This is a genomic window from Priestia sp. BR_2, assembly GCF_041954005.1.
Classification (GTDB): Bacteria; Bacillota; Bacilli; order Paenibacillales; family Paenibacillaceae; genus Paenibacillus_AQ; species Paenibacillus_AQ lautus_A.
On sequence record NZ_JAVFHM010000247.1, the window covers coordinates 72,853 to 89,305 of the forward strand.

At 49.5% G+C, this 16,453-nt stretch carries 15 protein-coding genes; 4 read left to right on the top strand and 11 right to left on the bottom strand.

Annotated elements, in window-relative coordinates; translation table 11 throughout:
- The first annotated feature begins 38 nt into the window (after nucleotides 1-38).
- Complete coding sequence (ureA, locus tag RB298_RS19490; protein ID WP_096773650.1) at nucleotides 39-683, top strand: urease subunit gamma; 645 nt, start codon at nucleotides 39-41, stop codon at nucleotides 681-683.
- On the top strand, nucleotides 680-2,392 hold the full coding sequence (gene ureC, locus RB298_RS19495; RefSeq protein WP_486048121.1) for an urease subunit alpha: 1,713 nt from the start codon (nucleotides 680-682) through the stop codon (nucleotides 2,390-2,392). The genes ureA and ureC overlap by 4 nt, the downstream gene beginning before the upstream one ends.
- A 101-nt stretch (nucleotides 2,393-2,493) precedes the next feature.
- On the opposite strand, the gene RB298_RS19500 is transcribed toward ureC, so the two are convergent.
- Nucleotides 2,494-3,588, bottom strand: a complete 1,095-nt coding sequence (locus RB298_RS19500) for an acyl-CoA dehydrogenase family protein (RefSeq protein ID WP_486048123.1) — start codon at nucleotides 3,586-3,588, stop codon at nucleotides 2,494-2,496.
- Between the two features lie 64 nt (nucleotides 3,589-3,652).
- The gene (locus RB298_RS19505; protein WP_486048124.1) at nucleotides 3,653-5,464 is read right to left on the bottom strand and encodes a DUF3658 domain-containing protein; all 1,812 of its coding nucleotides are present in this window, start codon (nucleotides 5,462-5,464) and stop codon (nucleotides 3,653-3,655) included.
- Between the two features lie 194 nt (nucleotides 5,465-5,658).
- Here RB298_RS19505 and RB298_RS19510 point away from each other — a divergent pair, with 194 nt between their 5' ends.
- A complete protein-coding gene (locus RB298_RS19510) occupies nucleotides 5,659-6,975 on the top strand; it encodes a glycosyltransferase family 2 protein (RefSeq protein ID WP_486048126.1) in 1,317 nt (438 codons plus the stop codon).
- Nucleotides 6,976-7,006: 31 nt separating this feature from the next.
- Here the strand turns inward: RB298_RS19510 and RB298_RS19515 are convergent, their stop codons facing one another.
- Nucleotides 7,007-7,207, bottom strand: coding sequence for a hypothetical protein (locus RB298_RS19515; protein ID WP_096773646.1), 201 nt, complete (start codon nucleotides 7,205-7,207; stop codon nucleotides 7,007-7,009).
- Between the two features lie 676 nt (nucleotides 7,208-7,883).
- Here RB298_RS19515 and RB298_RS19520 point away from each other — a divergent pair.
- Nucleotides 7,884-10,484, top strand: a complete 2,601-nt coding sequence (locus tag RB298_RS19520) for a glycosyltransferase (protein WP_486048128.1) — start codon at nucleotides 7,884-7,886, stop codon at nucleotides 10,482-10,484.
- An 83-nt stretch (nucleotides 10,485-10,567) separates the two neighbouring features.
- Here RB298_RS19520 and RB298_RS19525 read toward each other — a convergent pair whose 3' ends face one another.
- The 8 genes from RB298_RS19525 to RB298_RS19560 form a co-directional block, all read right to left on the bottom strand.
- Nucleotides 10,568-11,332, bottom strand: coding sequence for a glycosyltransferase (locus tag RB298_RS19525; protein ID WP_096773643.1), 765 nt, complete (start codon nucleotides 11,330-11,332; stop codon nucleotides 10,568-10,570).
- A gap of 34 nt (nucleotides 11,333-11,366) precedes the next feature.
- Entirely contained in the window at nucleotides 11,367-12,050 is a 684-nt protein-coding gene (locus RB298_RS19530) for a galactosyltransferase-related protein (protein WP_375119768.1), read from the bottom strand.
- Between the two features lie 31 nt (nucleotides 12,051-12,081).
- Entirely contained in the window at nucleotides 12,082-13,026 is a 945-nt protein-coding gene (locus RB298_RS19535; RefSeq protein WP_096773641.1) for a glycosyltransferase, read from the bottom strand.
- Between the two features lie 175 nt (nucleotides 13,027-13,201).
- A complete protein-coding gene (locus RB298_RS19540; RefSeq protein WP_096773640.1) occupies nucleotides 13,202-13,387 on the bottom strand; it encodes a hypothetical protein in 186 nt (61 codons plus the stop codon).
- A 19-nt stretch (nucleotides 13,388-13,406) separates the two neighbouring features.
- Nucleotides 13,407-13,916 (bottom strand): NUDIX hydrolase, encoded by a 510-nt coding sequence (locus RB298_RS19545; RefSeq protein WP_096773639.1) that lies wholly within the window; start codon nucleotides 13,914-13,916, stop codon nucleotides 13,407-13,409.
- 31 nt (nucleotides 13,917-13,947) lie between these two features.
- Nucleotides 13,948-14,481: a GNAT family N-acetyltransferase gene (locus RB298_RS19550; protein ID WP_036663096.1), complete on the bottom strand. Its 534-nt coding sequence runs from the start codon at nucleotides 14,479-14,481 to the stop codon at nucleotides 13,948-13,950.
- A gap of 131 nt (nucleotides 14,482-14,612) precedes the next feature.
- The gene (locus tag RB298_RS19555; protein WP_375119767.1) at nucleotides 14,613-15,515 is read right to left on the bottom strand and encodes a metal ABC transporter permease; all 903 of its coding nucleotides are present in this window, start codon (nucleotides 15,513-15,515) and stop codon (nucleotides 14,613-14,615) included.
- On the bottom strand, nucleotides 15,512-16,450 hold the full coding sequence (locus RB298_RS19560) for a metal ABC transporter permease (RefSeq protein WP_096773637.1): 939 nt from the start codon (nucleotides 16,448-16,450) through the stop codon (nucleotides 15,512-15,514). Before RB298_RS19560 ends, RB298_RS19555 begins: the two co-directional genes overlap by 4 nt.
- Nucleotides 16,451-16,453: the final 3 nt, after the last annotated feature.

Below are 16,453 nucleotides of genomic sequence, written 5' to 3' on the forward strand. Positions count from 1 at the left end.
GAATATTAACACATCTGAATGCAAAAGGAGTGGCTAAGATGCATTTAACTTACCAGGAGAGAGACAAATTAATGCTTTTTCTGGCAATGGAATTAGCGCAAAAACGACTAGCCCGCGGGTTGAAATTAAACTACCCGGAGGCGGCCGCACTCATTTCAGGTTTTGTTGTCGAAGGTGCTCGTGATGGTAAGTCCGTAGCCGAATTAATGGAGGAAGCCCGCCATGTGCTGTCAGCGGATCAAGTGATGGACGGCGTCGCCCATCTCCTCAGGGAAGTTCAAGTCGAAGCTACCTTCGTGGATGGCACCAAGCTGGTCAGCGTTCATGACCCGATTCAAGGCGCTCCGGCCCCTTCAGGCATTGTTGCAGGTGAATACGACCTGCGAGACGAGCCGATTCAGCTGGTGCCGGACCGGCCCCGCATTACGCGTGAGGTTACAAATAGCGGCGACCGTCCGATTCAAGTAGGATCGCACTTCCATTTTTACGAATGCAATCCCGCCTTGTTATTCGACCGGAACGGAACGCAAGGATACAGGCTCGATATCGCCTCCGGTTTGTCGACAAGATTCGAGCCCGGGGAAATCACGAAGGTGACGCTTGTTCAAATTGGCGGGAGCCAGGAAATTCATGGTTTTGCAGGTCTGACGAACGGAAAAACCAATGGGATGGTGAGCTTATGACAACAATCGACCGCGCGACCTATGCCAGCATGTATGGACCTACGACAGGGGATCGGGTAAGGCTTGCCGACACCTCCCTCTGGCTTGAGATAGAGAAGGATTATACCGTTTATGGGGATGAATGCGTCTTCGGCGGCGGTAAAGTGATACGTGACGGCATGGGACAGCATCCGCTCGCGACCCGCGCGGAAGGGGCACTGGATCTGGTCATTACGAATGCCATCATTGTGGATACCTGGGGAATCGTGAAAGCGGACATCGGGATTAAGGACGGGTACATCAGCGGCATCGGAAAAGCAGGTAATCCGCTTATGATGGATGGTGTCACCGACGGCATGATCATCGGCGTCGGCACGGAAGTCATCTCCGGAGAGAACTTGATCGTAACGGCCGGCGGCGTGGATTCGCATGTGCATTTCATCAGTCCGCAGCAAGTCGAAATCGCGCTCCAGAGCGGAATCACTACATTCGTTGGCGGAGGCACCGGTCCCGCAACGGGCACATTGGCAACCAATTGTACGTCGGGGGTATGGAACTTGCAGCGAATGCTGCAAGCGACCGATGCACTGCCGATCAATATGGTTTTTCTGGGACGAGGAAACAGCAGTCGTCCGGAAGCGCTGGCCGAACAAGTCCATGCCGGGGCGGCTGGACTCAAAATCCACGAAGACTGGGGCAGCACGCCCTACGTCATCGACAAGTGCCTGAGCGTTGCCGAAGAACTGGATGTGCAGGTCAACATCCATACCGACACGTTGAACGAAGCCGGTTATGTTGAAGACAGCCTGCGCTCCTTTAACGACCGGGCGATTCATACCTACCATACCGAAGGTGCGGGAGGCGGTCATGCACCGGATCTGCTGCGGGTTGCCTCCATGCCGAATGTCCTCCCCTCCTCGACCAGTCCGACCATGCCATATACAGTGAATACGGTTGACGAGCATCTGGATATGCTGATGATCTGCCATCATCTGGATCCGCGTATTCCCGAGGATGTTGCCTTCGCCGCGTCACGGATTCGTGCGGAAACGATCGGGGCTGAAGATATTTTGCATGACATCGGGGCGATCAGCATGACCAGTTCCGATTCGCAGGCAATGGGACGGGTTGGTGAGGTCGCTATCCGTACATGGCAAACGGCCGACAAAATGAAACAGCAGCGCGGTCCGCTCGGGCCGGATTCCAAATCGGACAATTTCCGCATCAAGCGATATATCGCCAAATATACCATTAACCCGGCCATGACGCATGGGATATCCGATTATGTCGGTTCCGTCGAGGTAGGAAAAATGGCCGATCTCGTACTTTGGAAACCCGCCTTCTTCGGAGCTAAACCGGAGATCGTGCTGAAGAGCGGCATGATTGTCCATGCCGTCATGGGAGATCCCAACGCTTCCATCGCTACACCGCAGCCGTATATGTATCGGCCGATGTTCGGCAGCTATGGCGGCGCTCAGGCAGCGCTAAGCGCCACCTTCGTTTCCCAAGCCTCCCTGCAATTAGGGACGCTGAATCCATTAGGATTGCGTAAGCAGCTCCTGCCTGTAAGGAACTGCCGAACCGTGAGAAAGGCGGATCTTGTCCACAATGGGGAGACGCCGGAAATCATGGTCGATCCGGCGAACTACGCCGTAACCGTTAACGGCGAGAAGCTGACAAGCGCCCCATCGTCTCAGCTGCCGTTATCCCAACGCTATTTCCTTGTATAATGGCCAAAGATCCATGCAAGCGTAATTAAGTATACCTGCGATAATCCACATATAAACGAACAACCATGAGCAGCTCGGCTTGCCGCTCATGGTTGTTCGTTTTATTCATAGCTTCTCAGCAGCGCATGCGAGCATGCCGTCTGAAGATCCCTCCAGCAGCGATTGATTTCGGAATCTTCCATGGCAGCAGATAAACCGAACAGCGGAAACAGCTGTTGGCCGAAGAATAACGCTGCTTGGGCTGTTTCGATGCTTTGGGCCGTTACATGTGCCTCCGTGGCATCCGATAAGGCACCGTTAGCCATCAACTCTGCCCATGACGCTTCTACCCACTTATAAAAATCAGCGATCGATAGATGCAGTGCCGCTTTATTCTCATTCAGCTTGCCGATCACATGGGAGGAACTCCCCCGCTTGACCGCAAGCGATTCCGCCGTTTCAAGGAAATGCTCCGCGATCCCGACTGCAACACCGGCAAAGGATACTTGAGCAAACGGAAGGAATGGATAGCGATATATCGGCTCGTCCCCATACCCTTTCGTTTCCGTAAGCGAGAATGTCATCTCATCCGGAACGAATGCCTCTACAGCGGATATGGTGTGGCTCCCTGTTGCGCGAAGGCCAAAGGCATTCCAATCCTGCTGGATTTCGATCTGGTCAGGATTCATGATAAAGGACCGGATCTCGGGTTCGCCCTGATCTTCAGTCGGCTCGCCAGGGGCATCTTGTAGCGTGGAATCCTTTTCAACAACTGCGTTGGCCGTAAAGGTCGTGGCATAAGTAGACCCGCTGCAATACTTCCAGCTGCCAGTCACGATATAACCGCCGTCCACCTGTCTGGCGGTACCTGTCGGCATGCCGCTGCCCGCAATCACCGCTTCACGGCGCGCAAACACCCGGCGGCTGATATCCGAGCTCATCAGCGCGGCAAAGAATCCTCCGCCTGCTCCTATCGTAACCAGCCATCCCAGGTTGCCGTCGATGCGGGCACTTTCTTGGAAGATGCGCGTTGCATCCGGCAGAGGGGTCATCCTTCCTTCCAGCTCGTCGGGAACAAACAGGTGAAACAAACGATGATCATATATGGTTTTCAGCACGTCGGGAGTTACTTGTCTATGCTTGTCCATCCCAAGCGCTTGTTCTCTTATGGTTTGAATCTCTTGCTGCGTAAATACCATGTCTCCACCGCTTTCCATGATCATTTCTCTTTCAGAATGATCGTCTGCTCTTTATGAAATCATAATCTATGAATTTATTAATCTATTCTTTAGGAGCCGTTTCCTCGATCTGGATTAACGCCTTTTCAAGGGAGCGCATCAAAGACACTCGTTGTATCCTATGATCCTCATAAGTGCTCAACAGTTGATCGATTTCAGTTTGCATGCTGCCCTTTACGGCATCCGAGCCGGACAATTCAGATAATCCTAGGCTTTCTGCATCTAACTGCCGCAATTCCTCCATGAAGCCTGTCTCCGTAAGATTCATTTCCATCATCTCACTTAACAGCGACTTCAGCTTCGCAGCCTTAGCCAGGCGTTGTTCATGACTCCACTGCTCCTTTGGACTCGATGCATCCACAAGCGAGACGCTGTAGTGCCGCATGGCATCCAGCTCGCCGGAGTAAGCTAAAGCACCTGTCTGAATCAGATGACGTATGCGGTACTCGATGAAAAAGTCGGAAACGGTTAATTCCCCCTGTCCGATGACCTCGCCAATGACCCGAGCGGATTTCTTGAAGAATCCATGCCTGGCTTCAAGGCGGTATACGGTTTTCAGAATTTCTTCATCGTAGTAAGACTCTGGAACGGTGCACAGCATATCACCTTGAAGCACCCGAAGGAACCCGCCTTCGCTCAAAAGGCGCTCCCAGTCTGCTCGATAGTCAGCCTGCTCTTGCAGCGACAATGGGGCCGGCTCGGCTGCGTCCAGAACATGCTGAAGCTGATTCGCGTTCATTTCAAATGTTCCTTTGAACCATTGATTTGGATTTTGCTGATGAAGCACGCTTGTCGCATTCACCAATCTTACCTCAGAATGATCCGGCATTAAGGTCAATAATCTTCGCAGGCCCAGCTGTTCCGCCGCGGAATCGCCGGCCCAGATCAGGCATGGCATTTCTTTCATCTGCTGAGGCCAAGTCAGCCACGCGAACGCTGCCTGCAGCATCGTTAATTTCCTGTCTTCCGCATGCGCGGTGCTATAACGTTCCTCAAACCACTGCTTTCGGGCGGAGAACGAACGGGCGAAAGCATGATCGTTCGGAAGCGGTCCGGCCATGAGATTATCGCCTAATGTCACTACGATTTCACCGGGTTTCGACAGCAGCATGATCCTGAGCGATCCGGCCGTCGACTCATCAAAGGCAATATGGATTCGCGATACGTTCCCTCGATGAATCGGTGATTCCCGCAGGTAGGCTTCATTCCCCATCGCCCATTCTTTATCGAACGCCTCAAGGAAGAGCTCCAGACTTTGATGCTTACCATCTGCAAGCAGCTTGGCCGATTCGGTATTCATCCGGTCCTTCAGCTTCAAGAGCTTTTCAGAGAAATGGTTAATGGCCGTGCTCTTTCCCTTTCGATATTCCTTCAGGGTCATATGCTCGCGGAGTGGAACAGACGGATCGTACATACTCTGTCCTTTCCATCCGGAATATGCGAAAGTACGAGCGATTCCGATAACCCCCATCGCATCAAGCCGATCCGCATCTTGGACAATTTGGCCTTCCAACGTTTGCATAGCACTCCCTGTTCCGCCTGAGAATGACATCGTACCGATGATCCCCAGCACACGCTCCTGATCAGATGCTTCTACGCCGGCTTGCTCCAACCAATGGCGAACCCGCTCGTATCCTGCTTCTTTTGATTCGTTCAATTTCTCGTCGGCTACGTCGTGGAGGACTGCCGATAACTCACATATGTATACGTTGGCGCCTTCAAGATGAGCCAGTATCCGGGCGATGCGGGTGACACGCTGAACGTGCCACCAGTCGTGGCCGCTTGCATCCCCTTCGTGTACGGCGCGAGCAAAGTCTTGGGCTTGCCGAATGATATGACTCTGAGTCGATTTCATTTGATTCTATCTCTCCTATCCCGGGTTCCGGTCTATAAGCTCTATTATTCCCGATTTAACTAAACGCCGCAACATGGAGTAAGTTATCGGCATTTGTATCCCCCATGCCAATGGGGGCATATGATAAACAGAACTGTGTTGATGACCCATTACAACCGTATAGAGTCACCTTCGGTTAGGATACAGAAAGGAACATGATAGCCATGCTGGTGTTTATTCTACCTGGATTATATCCTCATTTAAGCGAGAACACCGTATCCTCGGTTTTGCGTGTTTTTTCAAATGCCCGTCCTATCGTGATTCAAAACGAACGGGAGTCCGCAGCAATAATGAACGAATCGCTGTCCGATAACCTGAATACGCCATGGTTCATGACGCTCTGTGCCGGAGATACTGTACAGCCTATGGCGAAGAACGAAATCGAACGATGGCTGCAAACTTGCGCTGACGGCTCCGCTGGCTTTATACTGACTTCCGCAACCAAAACAGACCAGCCAATAGCATTACACAAAAGACCTGATCCAAACTTCCATACTCCCCGCGGCCCCCTGTTATGGCGTACGAGCATCGTGATGAATGGACAGACACCGGGTTTTTCGAGCAATGATCAGCTGCCGTTCCAGAAATACGTGTTGATCGATAAGCAGATCCAGCTAACCAGCCACCATGAATGGAAGGAAGTAGATTCGGACGGGATCTTATACTATCATCGCGCTGCCCCTCCCTGGATGAAGGAAGCAGAGGAATGGAACGCAATCTCTCCGCTTCTTCATGCTCCATCCCGCGTTCAGGCTATCAATGAAAAACAAATCCCTCCTATAGTTACCATTGCGCTGTGCACATTTAACGATGGTGAATACTTGCCGTGGGCTATTCGCTCCGTATTGTCACAGACGATCACAGATTGGGAGCTGATCATAGTTGATGATCATTCAAGTGATGATACTCCAAGCATCCTGGCGGGATTACCGATAGATAAGCGTATAAATAAAGTGAGACTACATCAAAATCTGGGTAAGGCTCATGCCCTGAACTTAGCGCTTCAATTGGCAAGGGGGGCCTGGTTTCTTGAGCTGGATGCCGATGATTGGCTGTCGCCAGATATTCTGGAAGTTCTTCTACATGAAGCAAACAGGGAACCGAATGTTGGTGTATTGTATGCGAATCATTTTGAATGGGTCGAGCGTTTGAATAAACAGCTCATTTACCAGGGGGTCCGAACTGGACCTTCCCGTTTGTCCGCGGAGCGACTCCTCGTAGAAGCTATGGCAGTAGCCCCAAGAATGTTCAATATCTCTGTAATCAAGCAGCTAGGAGGATGGAACACCTCAGTCCCGTTCGAAGGGCGTCTATACGAAGATATCGAGATGTTATCCAAGGTTTCAAGCTTCCATCCGGTTTACATTCCTCAACCGCTGTATCATAGAAGAATTAGGAGCTCAAGCATGACGCATCGGCATCTTAATCACTATGAGAAATGGAAGAACTCGATGAGCGATGTTTTGAAATAGTTATTGCAAAGTTCCCAATCTCAAATAAAAACTAAGGAAGTATGCGAACTAATGAAATATTATCATTGATGATGGTGACCTGCCTTGATGCTGGCAAATAGTTTGAGCTTACAACCTGAACTGTGATCAACCCGCCTGCTGCCGATAATAACTGTCCTTGAAGGAACTGATTGGCCTGGATAACCTCCACTGTCCTGCCAAGGAAAGTTGCCAGTATTTCCGAAAAATCCATCCACTCTTCCCTCCCTGTCCATCATTATTCAATAGATAAAACACTGCTCAACGGTATTATGGCAATACTTCCGTTAGGCTCCGAGATTTGAATATAATTGTCTCCAATAGACACCAATGAACCGAAAATCGAACCAGCCGGAGTTTCGATGGTTATTCGAGTATTCAGACGCGATCTTAAATAAGCAATGACATTATTCCAATCCGCATACCCATAATCCTCCACTTGTTTCTGAAGAGCGTTTACCCGTATGGTAAGTCGTCTGAGCTGTAATTTGATTTGAGATATGCTATGAATCAATCTTCGACGCAACCGGTTTAGCTTGCTCAGAACCGTTATCGGCTTTTTAGCACGCTTATGTTTTCTCTTGCCAACAATGAATTTGCAATCTTTTTGATGGCTTCGGTTCCAATATCTCCTCACACTAGCTGCCTCCCTCCATATAGTCACTGGTACAATATGTATAAATCCATCCAATGGAAACCTGAATAGCCAAAGATAAGAAAAGGGCCTACAACTATAGATCCGTATAAATTGTTGCAAGATATTTCAATGCGGGAATCACACATACCCATTTTGATAAAACCAATGCCGGATGGTGTTCTACCCATACAGATACATGGGGTGATACATACTTTGTTAAAGAGACAATCACACACGAGAGAGGAGGCTACTCTTGAATAAAATCACAAACAACCGGCGCAGATCTTCCACGAATCGCACGAGTCCCCGTCAGATTAAGCTTCGTAAATCAAACTATAAATTGTACAAAAAGAAACGGTCAGTTCAGCCGGTACCTCCGATTTTCCTATCACATACAACTCATCAACAATCCGTCACCCCTTTTGAATACGAGGCTGCCCCTGTCCCTGCTGGGCCCCGGGTAACGGAGATTTTTGCACCCGGGATAGCGCCGTTATACGACATTATTCGTTTTCCCGTCATTGATTGGCAATTCAGATGGCAGCGGCCGCAGCAATTATCCGAACAGTTCGCTCAACAGGGACATCGTGTTTTCTATGTAACCACGGAGATCATCGGTTTGCGCAAGGAAGAGGCTTCCAAAGAAGAGGTAGGACGTTTTGTCTCGATTAAGAACATCGATCGAAACGTATGGCTCGTTACTTTGTGCGCGCATAAACCTCTAAATCTATATAAAGATGAGATGAGCAGCTGGGATATCCAGTACCTAAAATGGTCTATAGAGCATGTACGAGACAAATTCGGGATATCCCAAGTGGTATCGATTGTCGATTTACCGTTCTGGACTCCTCTTGTCACGGCCATGGAGCAACATCATATCGTGTATGATTGCATGGATCATCATGCGGGTTTCTCGACCAATGATCCTGCCATGCTCCATCAGGAGGAACGCCTGCTTCGGGTGGCCGGGCTTGTCGTAACGTCCTCACAGCATTTGTACGATTGGGCTATTGAACATAATCCATCCACGGTCCTTATCCGCAATGCCGCTGATATCTCTCATTTTTTAAAACCGCCTGAACAATCGTTGACGGAGCTGAAGTCCTTAAAGCAGCCGATTATCGGTTATTACGGGGCGATATCCGACTGGTTCGATATACGCCTGATCGAAACAGTGGCCAGAAACAGACCCGAATGGACATTCGTTCTGATTGGACACACCTTTGGTTGTGATACCACTGACGTCGAGAAGCTGGACAACGTCGTACTTTTGGGCGAGAAGCCCTATCATGAGCTGCCAATCTATTTACATCGATTCCAAGTTGCATTAATTCCTTTCATGAAGAATATGCTCACCAAGGCTACAAATCCTGTCAAACTGTACGAATATCTTGCGGCTGGAAAACCAGTCGTATCTACCGACCTGCCAGAGGTTGAAGCCGTTGCTTCCGATATGGTCTCCATTGCAGATACGCCGGATAAATTCGAACGGGCAATTCATGAAGCACTTCAGGAATCCGGTACCGAGCAGATCAAACGAAGGCAAGAATTCGCCCGTCATAATAACTGGGTTCAAAGATACCAGGTTCTAAACGACTACATTACACAACATCTGTTTCCTAAGGTTAGCGTCATTATTGTCGTTCACAATAAATGGTCTTACACCGAGCAATGTCTCCGCAGTTTGCTGCAAAAGGGACATTATCCAAACCTGGAAGTTGTTGTCGTCGATAATGCCTCGACGGATCAAACTTCTTTTCACCTTAAAGCTCTTAACAACCCGCTGGTTAAAGTTATTTCGTCTCCGGAAAATCTTGGTTTTTCCGCAGGGAACACACTCGGATGCCTGGAATCAACAGGTGAGTATATGATTTTGCTTAACAACGATACGCTAGTACCTGATGGCAGCTGGATTACCCGATTGCTCCGGCCATTTCACGAAGACCCGCAAATCGGAATGACGGGCCCGATGTCCAATTATGTGGGTAATGATCAAGCGTTGGATCATTTCATCGGCGACGCGGTATACGGTGCCGATGTTCGTTGGTTGCATGATTTCTATGAGCTGTACCATGAGAAAATCAGATATACCGATTTGCTTGGATTCTTCTGTGTTGCCATGAAGCGTAGTGTATGGGATAAGGTTGGTTCCCTTGATCCGGCCTATGGAATTGGCATGTTCGAGGATGATGATTACTGTGAACGGGTGCGCAATGCAGGTTACCGTCTGGCTATCGTCGAAGATGCTTTTGTATATCATTACGGCAGTGCCACCATTAAAGAGCTGAGGCCCCAAGCATACGATTCGTTGTGGGAAAAGAACAAGGCATACTACGAGCAGAAATGGAACAAAACCTGGAGATTGCCGAAAGGTCCTCACAGCCTGTTTCATTTGGCGGATCATCCGCAGGAAATCGCCAATCGGATTCATGTGACAGGGAAGAAGTTCGCTTTGGTTCTGGGTGATAAAGTATGGGATGCCCACTCCAAACGCTGGCAGAAAATCGTCATGGGATTGACGGAGGATGAGGACTTGTATGTCATCGTATATGCGCATGAATACCACGGCAAACCGATAATCGGAACTCGCAAGGTGGGTCCAAGACTGTATTTCACTAACCGGATCGATTTATTCTCTCAAGTCACATTTGATCATGTAATATACTGCGGTTCAACCGATGTTTACCCCTACCTGCGTTCCGACCATTTTGTAGCGGATTCGCTTTGTTATCATGATCATCGGCTCAAAGCTCTTCAATCCAACTTGCCCGATATCAAGGTGTTTGGGGATGCTCTTGTGACTCATACCGTACGTAATGTCATGTCTCTTACAAGGGATATATCGACCGTATAGTATAAAACGGAACTCCCTAAATAACTGGAGAATAAAAACCCATCCATGCTTCTGAAGTTCGTTCAGAAGCATGGTCATGGCGTTTAATTTGAATGAGGCTCTTTTGCCATTTTCTTTAAGTAACGCCGAATGACTTCTGGATGACGACCTTGAAAGGGAGTTGTGGTTATCTCGTATTCCGAATGCTTAAAACTCCAATCTGGCACGCCTTCGTTTTCAAGTAAATTAACGTCTTTTCTCCGGTTGTCATTAAATTTGATCTTACGTCCCAAAGCATAATGATAATGGTATATATTCACATCGCTTCGCCCTCTTGGAATACTCCATATGCTCTGCCCTTCTGCCGCCTCAAGCGTGCAATGATGCTTCTCATCACGATAACGAATCCCTTTATTCGCCCTCCACATTCTCGTTATATCATTGGACCATCGCTCATCCCCTGGGCTATTCACTCGAATGGTCCACGGATCTCCCCAAAAGTTGACGAACGGGAACTGGTATATATCCACGTCAGCGTTGGCCATAAGCTCCGGCAGCGCTTCTTGAAAACGATCATCCATCAATTCATCGATATCCAGATTCATAATCCAGTCTCCCTGAGCTTGATCGATCAGGAAATTACGTACTTGGGATTCATTCCAATCATCGGTGTAAGGCATTCCATTCTGCTGCAAACGAAACAACCGGATTGGATAACGATCCTGCAGGCGCTCAATATGCTTCAAAGTGCCATCCGTGCTTCCTCCATCGACCATAATGATTTCATGAGCAAAACGGCTCACGCTTTCGATATATAAAGGGACGAACGTTTCTTCATTCAAAACCGGTACAATGACCGACAGCTTCATGGAAAATCCTCTCCTTCCTGTTCTGGCCCTACGCTTAACCTCTGCCGATCAGTTTGCGCATAGACTGAACATCCCCCCTTGCCTCCTTGTATTGTTTGTACAAGGCATAGTTGGTTTCATAATGGGGATTGCCTTCTGGTCCAACAAACGGGTGCCAAAAGTGCACCATTTCACCTTCCAATCGAACGTGGGTACCGATAAGGGTGTCCATTGCGTATGCGAAGGCCTCATCCTCCCCGCCCCAGCCGATAAACCGTTCATCATATCCCCCCACCGCATCAAACGCATTTCGTTTTAATGCATTCAACCCTCCCAGGTAATAAGCGCTGTTCTCATCTCTATTTCCCAGTATCGTTGGGATCGGCCAATCCGCTGTTTGAGACAGGATCATTTGCGAGATGTCCTCCGGCAGCCGTAATATACGACTGAACGGGATAACCCATTGACGATCATTCACGTAAGATATCGTTTCCAGCACGAGGTTGGGATCATATACGATATCACAGTCGGCAATCATGAATACATCTCTGGTGGCTTGGCGGGCTGCGCGGTTAATGGCTTTCGACCTGCTGAATGGATTACCGGAGACCTCACCGATGCATACTTCTATGCCCGGCATCGTCCGTGAGTAGAAATCCAGCGCCCACCTGAGCGCAGCATCCCTCGGCCCGCCTTGATCCGACTGGTAGGGAATCAGAACGGAAACTTGGTCAAACATCTTTTTCTTCCTCCTCACCTGCAGAGCTTGACTAAATTTGAAACAAAACGCGGAGCCATCGGCTCATCGCATGGTCGATCCTCCAACCTGACTCTATATGACTCCTGCACCTTAACCCGATTTCTCGAAGTTCATCCGTCCGACTTCTCCAATGGTTAATCTTGTGTATAAAATCTTCGGGAGAGTCACTATCCAATATCAGTCCATGGGCAGCCGGGTGAGCTGCATCTTTTGCATTACCGACATTCGTGGAAAGAACGGGAACCCCGCAAGCATACGCTTCCAGCACAGTAGCCCCGCTTCCTTCATTGGCTCCCGTGTTCAACAACAAGTTCAACTTATGATAAAAACCCGGCATGCTTTCGTAAGTGTGAGCACCGGAAGTTTCGATAAAAGCGATTCCTTCGTCACTCTTGAAATGCTCTTTAATCCGCATATACAAAGTATTGTAGTTTTTAGAGGTTTTCGAGGGATCTCCGGCCCATCCGATCACGAATGGAGCATTGTCTATTCGAGCCATAGGCAATGGCTGAAACAATTTGTCATCCACGAAATGACCGATATACTCCACAGATGTGTTCGGCGCTACAGCCTGCAAGATGGAGGCCAGTCTCCGATTTATAGCGCCCAGCTTTCCGATTCTAGGAAGGACCAGCCTGAGAAAGTCAGGATCGGGAACGAGTTCATCCTTCCATTCCCTATAGGTTTCGTAGTGTTTACTGAAGTAATAATAGGAGACGGCTGCCGCTGAATCGATGCGGATATTCTTGAAAACGCAATAAGCCGCAATGCCAAGACACATGGCGGATATGTGATCATATTGGTGATTCAACTCTCCACTGCTTTTGTGTTCAAGATAGAGATCCAATTCGCTCATAGACATGAGGTCCAACGATGGATGATATTGCTGAATAACCTTGGCATTCTTACCCAGGATCCACCAGGGCACGTCATAGATCAGCAAGTGCCTTCCCATAATGTCGACCTCCTTATCCGCTCGTAATAGAGTATATTCGACTCCTCCTCGACAAGTTTGCAGGACCATGCAAAATGATGAATACGTCCATCATTAACAATAAAAAGCTGCCCATGGCGTAGAATGAAACCTACACTAAAGGCAGCCGTATAATTCCAATGAATTTGACTGATAACTAAACTTTTTTATCGATAATATGTTCATTGGCACGGATCTCTTGAATTTCTTTTCTCAATGCTCTCATCTCTTGAAGCATGGCATCCATTCTAATGATGATTTTGGATGAATTGATGGCGTAACGAATAACAATGATGGAAACTACGATACTTATCACAATCATGAAAATCTCTACAAAATCCATTTAATCAAGAAACTCCGTATTATGATGGCTGAATGAATTCCTTAAGCAAGCCCTGCATCATGGCAAAAATCAGTTCGGAATCCTGCAGCTTATTCTCCTTTATCCCGTGCCAGCAGTCCGTGACGCTCATACGTACCACGTCAATGCGCTCGTATCCCTCGAGCTGCTGGCCGGATTGGCTTATTACCTCATCGGTATAATAGACATGAGCGATCTCGTTGCACCTCCAGGACGCCGGGTACAGCTTGCCTAGGTAGTGAAGCTCACCGCAGATGAAGCCTGTTTCCTCCAGCATTTCACGTCGAGCCGCCGATTCCAGGTCCTCTTCCTCGCCTACGCCGCCGCCAGGCAGCTGAATAACGTAATCATCCACGGCCGCTCGGTATTGACGGATCAGCAGCAGCTGATCGCCATCCTTTGCCAGAACAACAACGGACACATAATTTTCCTTGGTATAATACACTTTGCCTGACGTTTCCTCGTAAATCGATATTCCGTTATGGCGGATCAATAACTCGCTATTTACCATACGGGCAGGTGCTCCTTTTCAAGACGGTTGGTCATTTCCTCCCGTCGAATTCTTCTTTCAGGATGGAGAATAAATAGGAATCATGATAACGGCCCTTAAACCATAAGTGCTGCCGTAGATGCCCCTCCTGCTTCATCCCGATGTGACGCATGACGCTAGCAGACCCGACGTTTCCCGGCCGACAGGTGGCATAGATCCGGTTGACTCCCAGTTCCTCGAAGCCGAAGCGGCACATGACCCTAGCGGCCTCGGTAGCATAACCCTGCCGCCAATAAGCGGGATTCAGACAGTATCCAAGCTCTGCATTCGTATCGGATCGATGAAGCCCCACGCCTCCGATCAATTGGCCGCCATCCTTTAATACGATCGCCAGCTCGTAGCTGTCACGGGGGCTCTGCTCTATCATTCGGCGGATTTCCCCTACATACTTCCATGTATCTTCTTCCGTATTGGGTCCCCACATCGTATACTCGGTCACTCTTGGATCTGAAGCATAGGCATGAATACTCGCAAAATCCTCATCCCGGAAATCGCGGATCGTCAGTCTAGGGGACTCTAACTGCATAGGTACCTCACTCCTTCATGAAGCCTCCGGCACAGGCGGAGGTGATTTTTTCCAATTATACCACGCTGTATGTCGCAGATAAAAAAAGAAGCCGGGCAGCCTATCCCCCAAGCTTCTTTCAATATCTCACATTAAGAAATTCCTTCCACTTTCTTCTCCCTGTCATGCGTTTTGAACTTATGAATATAACGGGAAAGCACGCCATGTCGCGGAGAGGACAGAAAGCTGATGATAAATACGATTCCGGTTGCGAATGCCATGGATCCCGAAATGGAGGTGTCCAGCCATACCGCGATATAATAGCCCATAAATGCCGATATGACGCCAAAGGCCCCGCTTAGCGCCAGCATGATGGAGAGTTTATCGGTCCATAGATAAGCAGCCGCGGCAGGCGTTATTAACATAGCCACCACCATGATCGCCCCCACGGCATCAAAGGAGGCCACCGTTGTGATGGAGACGAGCGACATGAACACATAATGCATAAGCACGACGGGAATGCCGATGCTGGCCGCAAGTGCCGGATCAAAGGAGGTGATCTTCCATTCTTTATAGAATGCCAGGATCACGATAAGCACGACCAAGAGAACGGCTGCCAGCATAAAGGTCGCTTTCGGTACCTCGCCTAGAAGCGGAACGTGCATCACATCCCATGGCACAAACGTGATTTCGCCCATGAGCGCATGCTTTGTATCCAGATGGGCGTTGCCAACCTGGGTCGCAATCAGGATGACGCCGATGGCAAACAAGGTTGTGAAAACAACGCCGATGGATGCGTCCTGCTGTACGCCCCGGGAATGAAACCATTGAACCAGTACCGCCGTCAGCAGGCCGGCTATGATCGCACCGACCAGCATATGCGGACCGCTGAGTTCTCGGGTGACGATAAACGCCGTGACGATGCCGAGCAGCACGGTGTGGCTGATGGCATCGGCCATCATCGCCATTCGGCGCAGAATCAGGAACACGCCGACGATGCCGCAGGACAATCCGACGAGCGAGGCTGTGAGTAAGATCCATGCGGTATAAGTCATTGATTGCTCCCCCTCTCGGAAATCCGGGGACCAAGAACGGTTTGACTGCCCGCGTCCCTATGCTCTTTTTTCTGGGAGCGGAGCTGCAGAGCCTGAATCAGAAGACCCTTCTCTGCGCCGAAGACCAGAGAGATCGTGAACAACACGGAGGAAGCTACAACGATGAAGGGCCCTGTAGGCCATCCTTTTCCCAGAGTGCTCACGAGTGTACCGACGAACCCGGCGCCGCCTCCAAATACAGCCGACAGAATGACCATCATTTTGAAGGATTGTGTCCAGTATCTTGCACTGACGGACGGAATGATCAGCATGGCCGCCATCAATATGACGCCGACGGCCTGAATGCCGATGACGATGACGAGAACGAGCACTCCCATATAGAGGGTATTCATCAGTCTGCCGTTCAGCCCTAACCCCCGGGCAAAATCGGGATCAAACAGAAATAACTTCCATTCTTTAAAACCAATCGAGACAACGAGAATGACCAGAACAGCCAGGATTAGCATCGTAACCACATCCTTGCGAACCATGGATGCCGCCTGCCCGAAAATAAAGTTATCCAGTCCGCTTTGATTCCCGCCGCCCGTACGGTTCACGATCGTCAGCAGCATAATGCCCAAACCGAAAAACACGGATAGTATCATGCCCATCGCCGTATCCTCTTTAATGCGGCTGGAAGTCCGAATCCACTGGATCATCCAGGCCCCGATTAAAGCACTGGCGGCTGCCCCGAGAATCATGACCAGCAGGTTCTTGCTTCCCGTCAAAGCGAATGCGATCACGACACCCGGCAGCGCCGCGTGAGACAATGCATCGCTCATCAGGCTTTGCCGCTTCCAATAGGCAAGACAGCCGATCATGCCGGCTGCCATGCCCAGGATTAACGTGCTTAACAGTACCCACTGTGTGTTCGGCGACAATAATGAATTGAGCATGCT

Bases quoted from the DNA above. Each gene is read 5' to 3' on its own strand.
- ureA (WP_096773650.1), top strand. From the start codon at position 39: ATGCATTTAACTTACCAGGAGAGAGACAAATTAATGCTTTTTCTGGCA.
- ureC (WP_486048121.1), top strand. From the start codon at position 680: ATGACAACAATCGACCGCGCGACCTATGCCAGCATGTATGGACCTACG.
- RB298_RS19500 (WP_486048123.1), bottom strand. From the start codon at position 3,588: ATGGAAAGCGGTGGAGACATGGTATTTACGCAGCAAGAGATTCAAACC.
- RB298_RS19505 (WP_486048124.1), bottom strand. From the start codon at position 5,464: ATGAAATCGACTCAGAGTCATATCATTCGGCAAGCCCAAGACTTTGCT.
- RB298_RS19510 (WP_486048126.1), top strand. From the start codon at position 5,659: ATGATAGCCATGCTGGTGTTTATTCTACCTGGATTATATCCTCATTTA.
- RB298_RS19515 (WP_096773646.1), bottom strand. From the start codon at position 7,207: ATGGATTTTTCGGAAATACTGGCAACTTTCCTTGGCAGGACAGTGGAG.
- RB298_RS19525 (WP_096773643.1), bottom strand. From the start codon at position 11,332: ATGAAGCTGTCGGTCATTGTACCGGTTTTGAATGAAGAAACGTTCGTC.
- RB298_RS19530 (WP_375119768.1), bottom strand. From the start codon at position 12,050: ATGTTTGACCAAGTTTCCGTTCTGATTCCCTACCAGTCGGATCAAGGC.
- RB298_RS19535 (WP_096773641.1), bottom strand. From the start codon at position 13,026: ATGGGAAGGCACTTGCTGATCTATGACGTGCCCTGGTGGATCCTGGGT.
- RB298_RS19540 (WP_096773640.1), bottom strand. From the start codon at position 13,387: ATGGATTTTGTAGAGATTTTCATGATTGTGATAAGTATCGTAGTTTCC.
- RB298_RS19545 (WP_096773639.1), bottom strand. From the start codon at position 13,916: ATGGTAAATAGCGAGTTATTGATCCGCCATAACGGAATATCGATTTAC.
- RB298_RS19550 (WP_036663096.1), bottom strand. From the start codon at position 14,481: ATGCAGTTAGAGTCCCCTAGACTGACGATCCGCGATTTCCGGGATGAG.
- RB298_RS19555 (WP_375119767.1), bottom strand. From the start codon at position 15,515: ATGACTTATACCGCATGGATCTTACTCACAGCCTCGCTCGTCGGATTG.
- RB298_RS19560 (WP_096773637.1), bottom strand. From the start codon at position 16,450: ATGCTCAATTCATTATTGTCGCCGAACACACAGTGGGTACTGTTAAGC.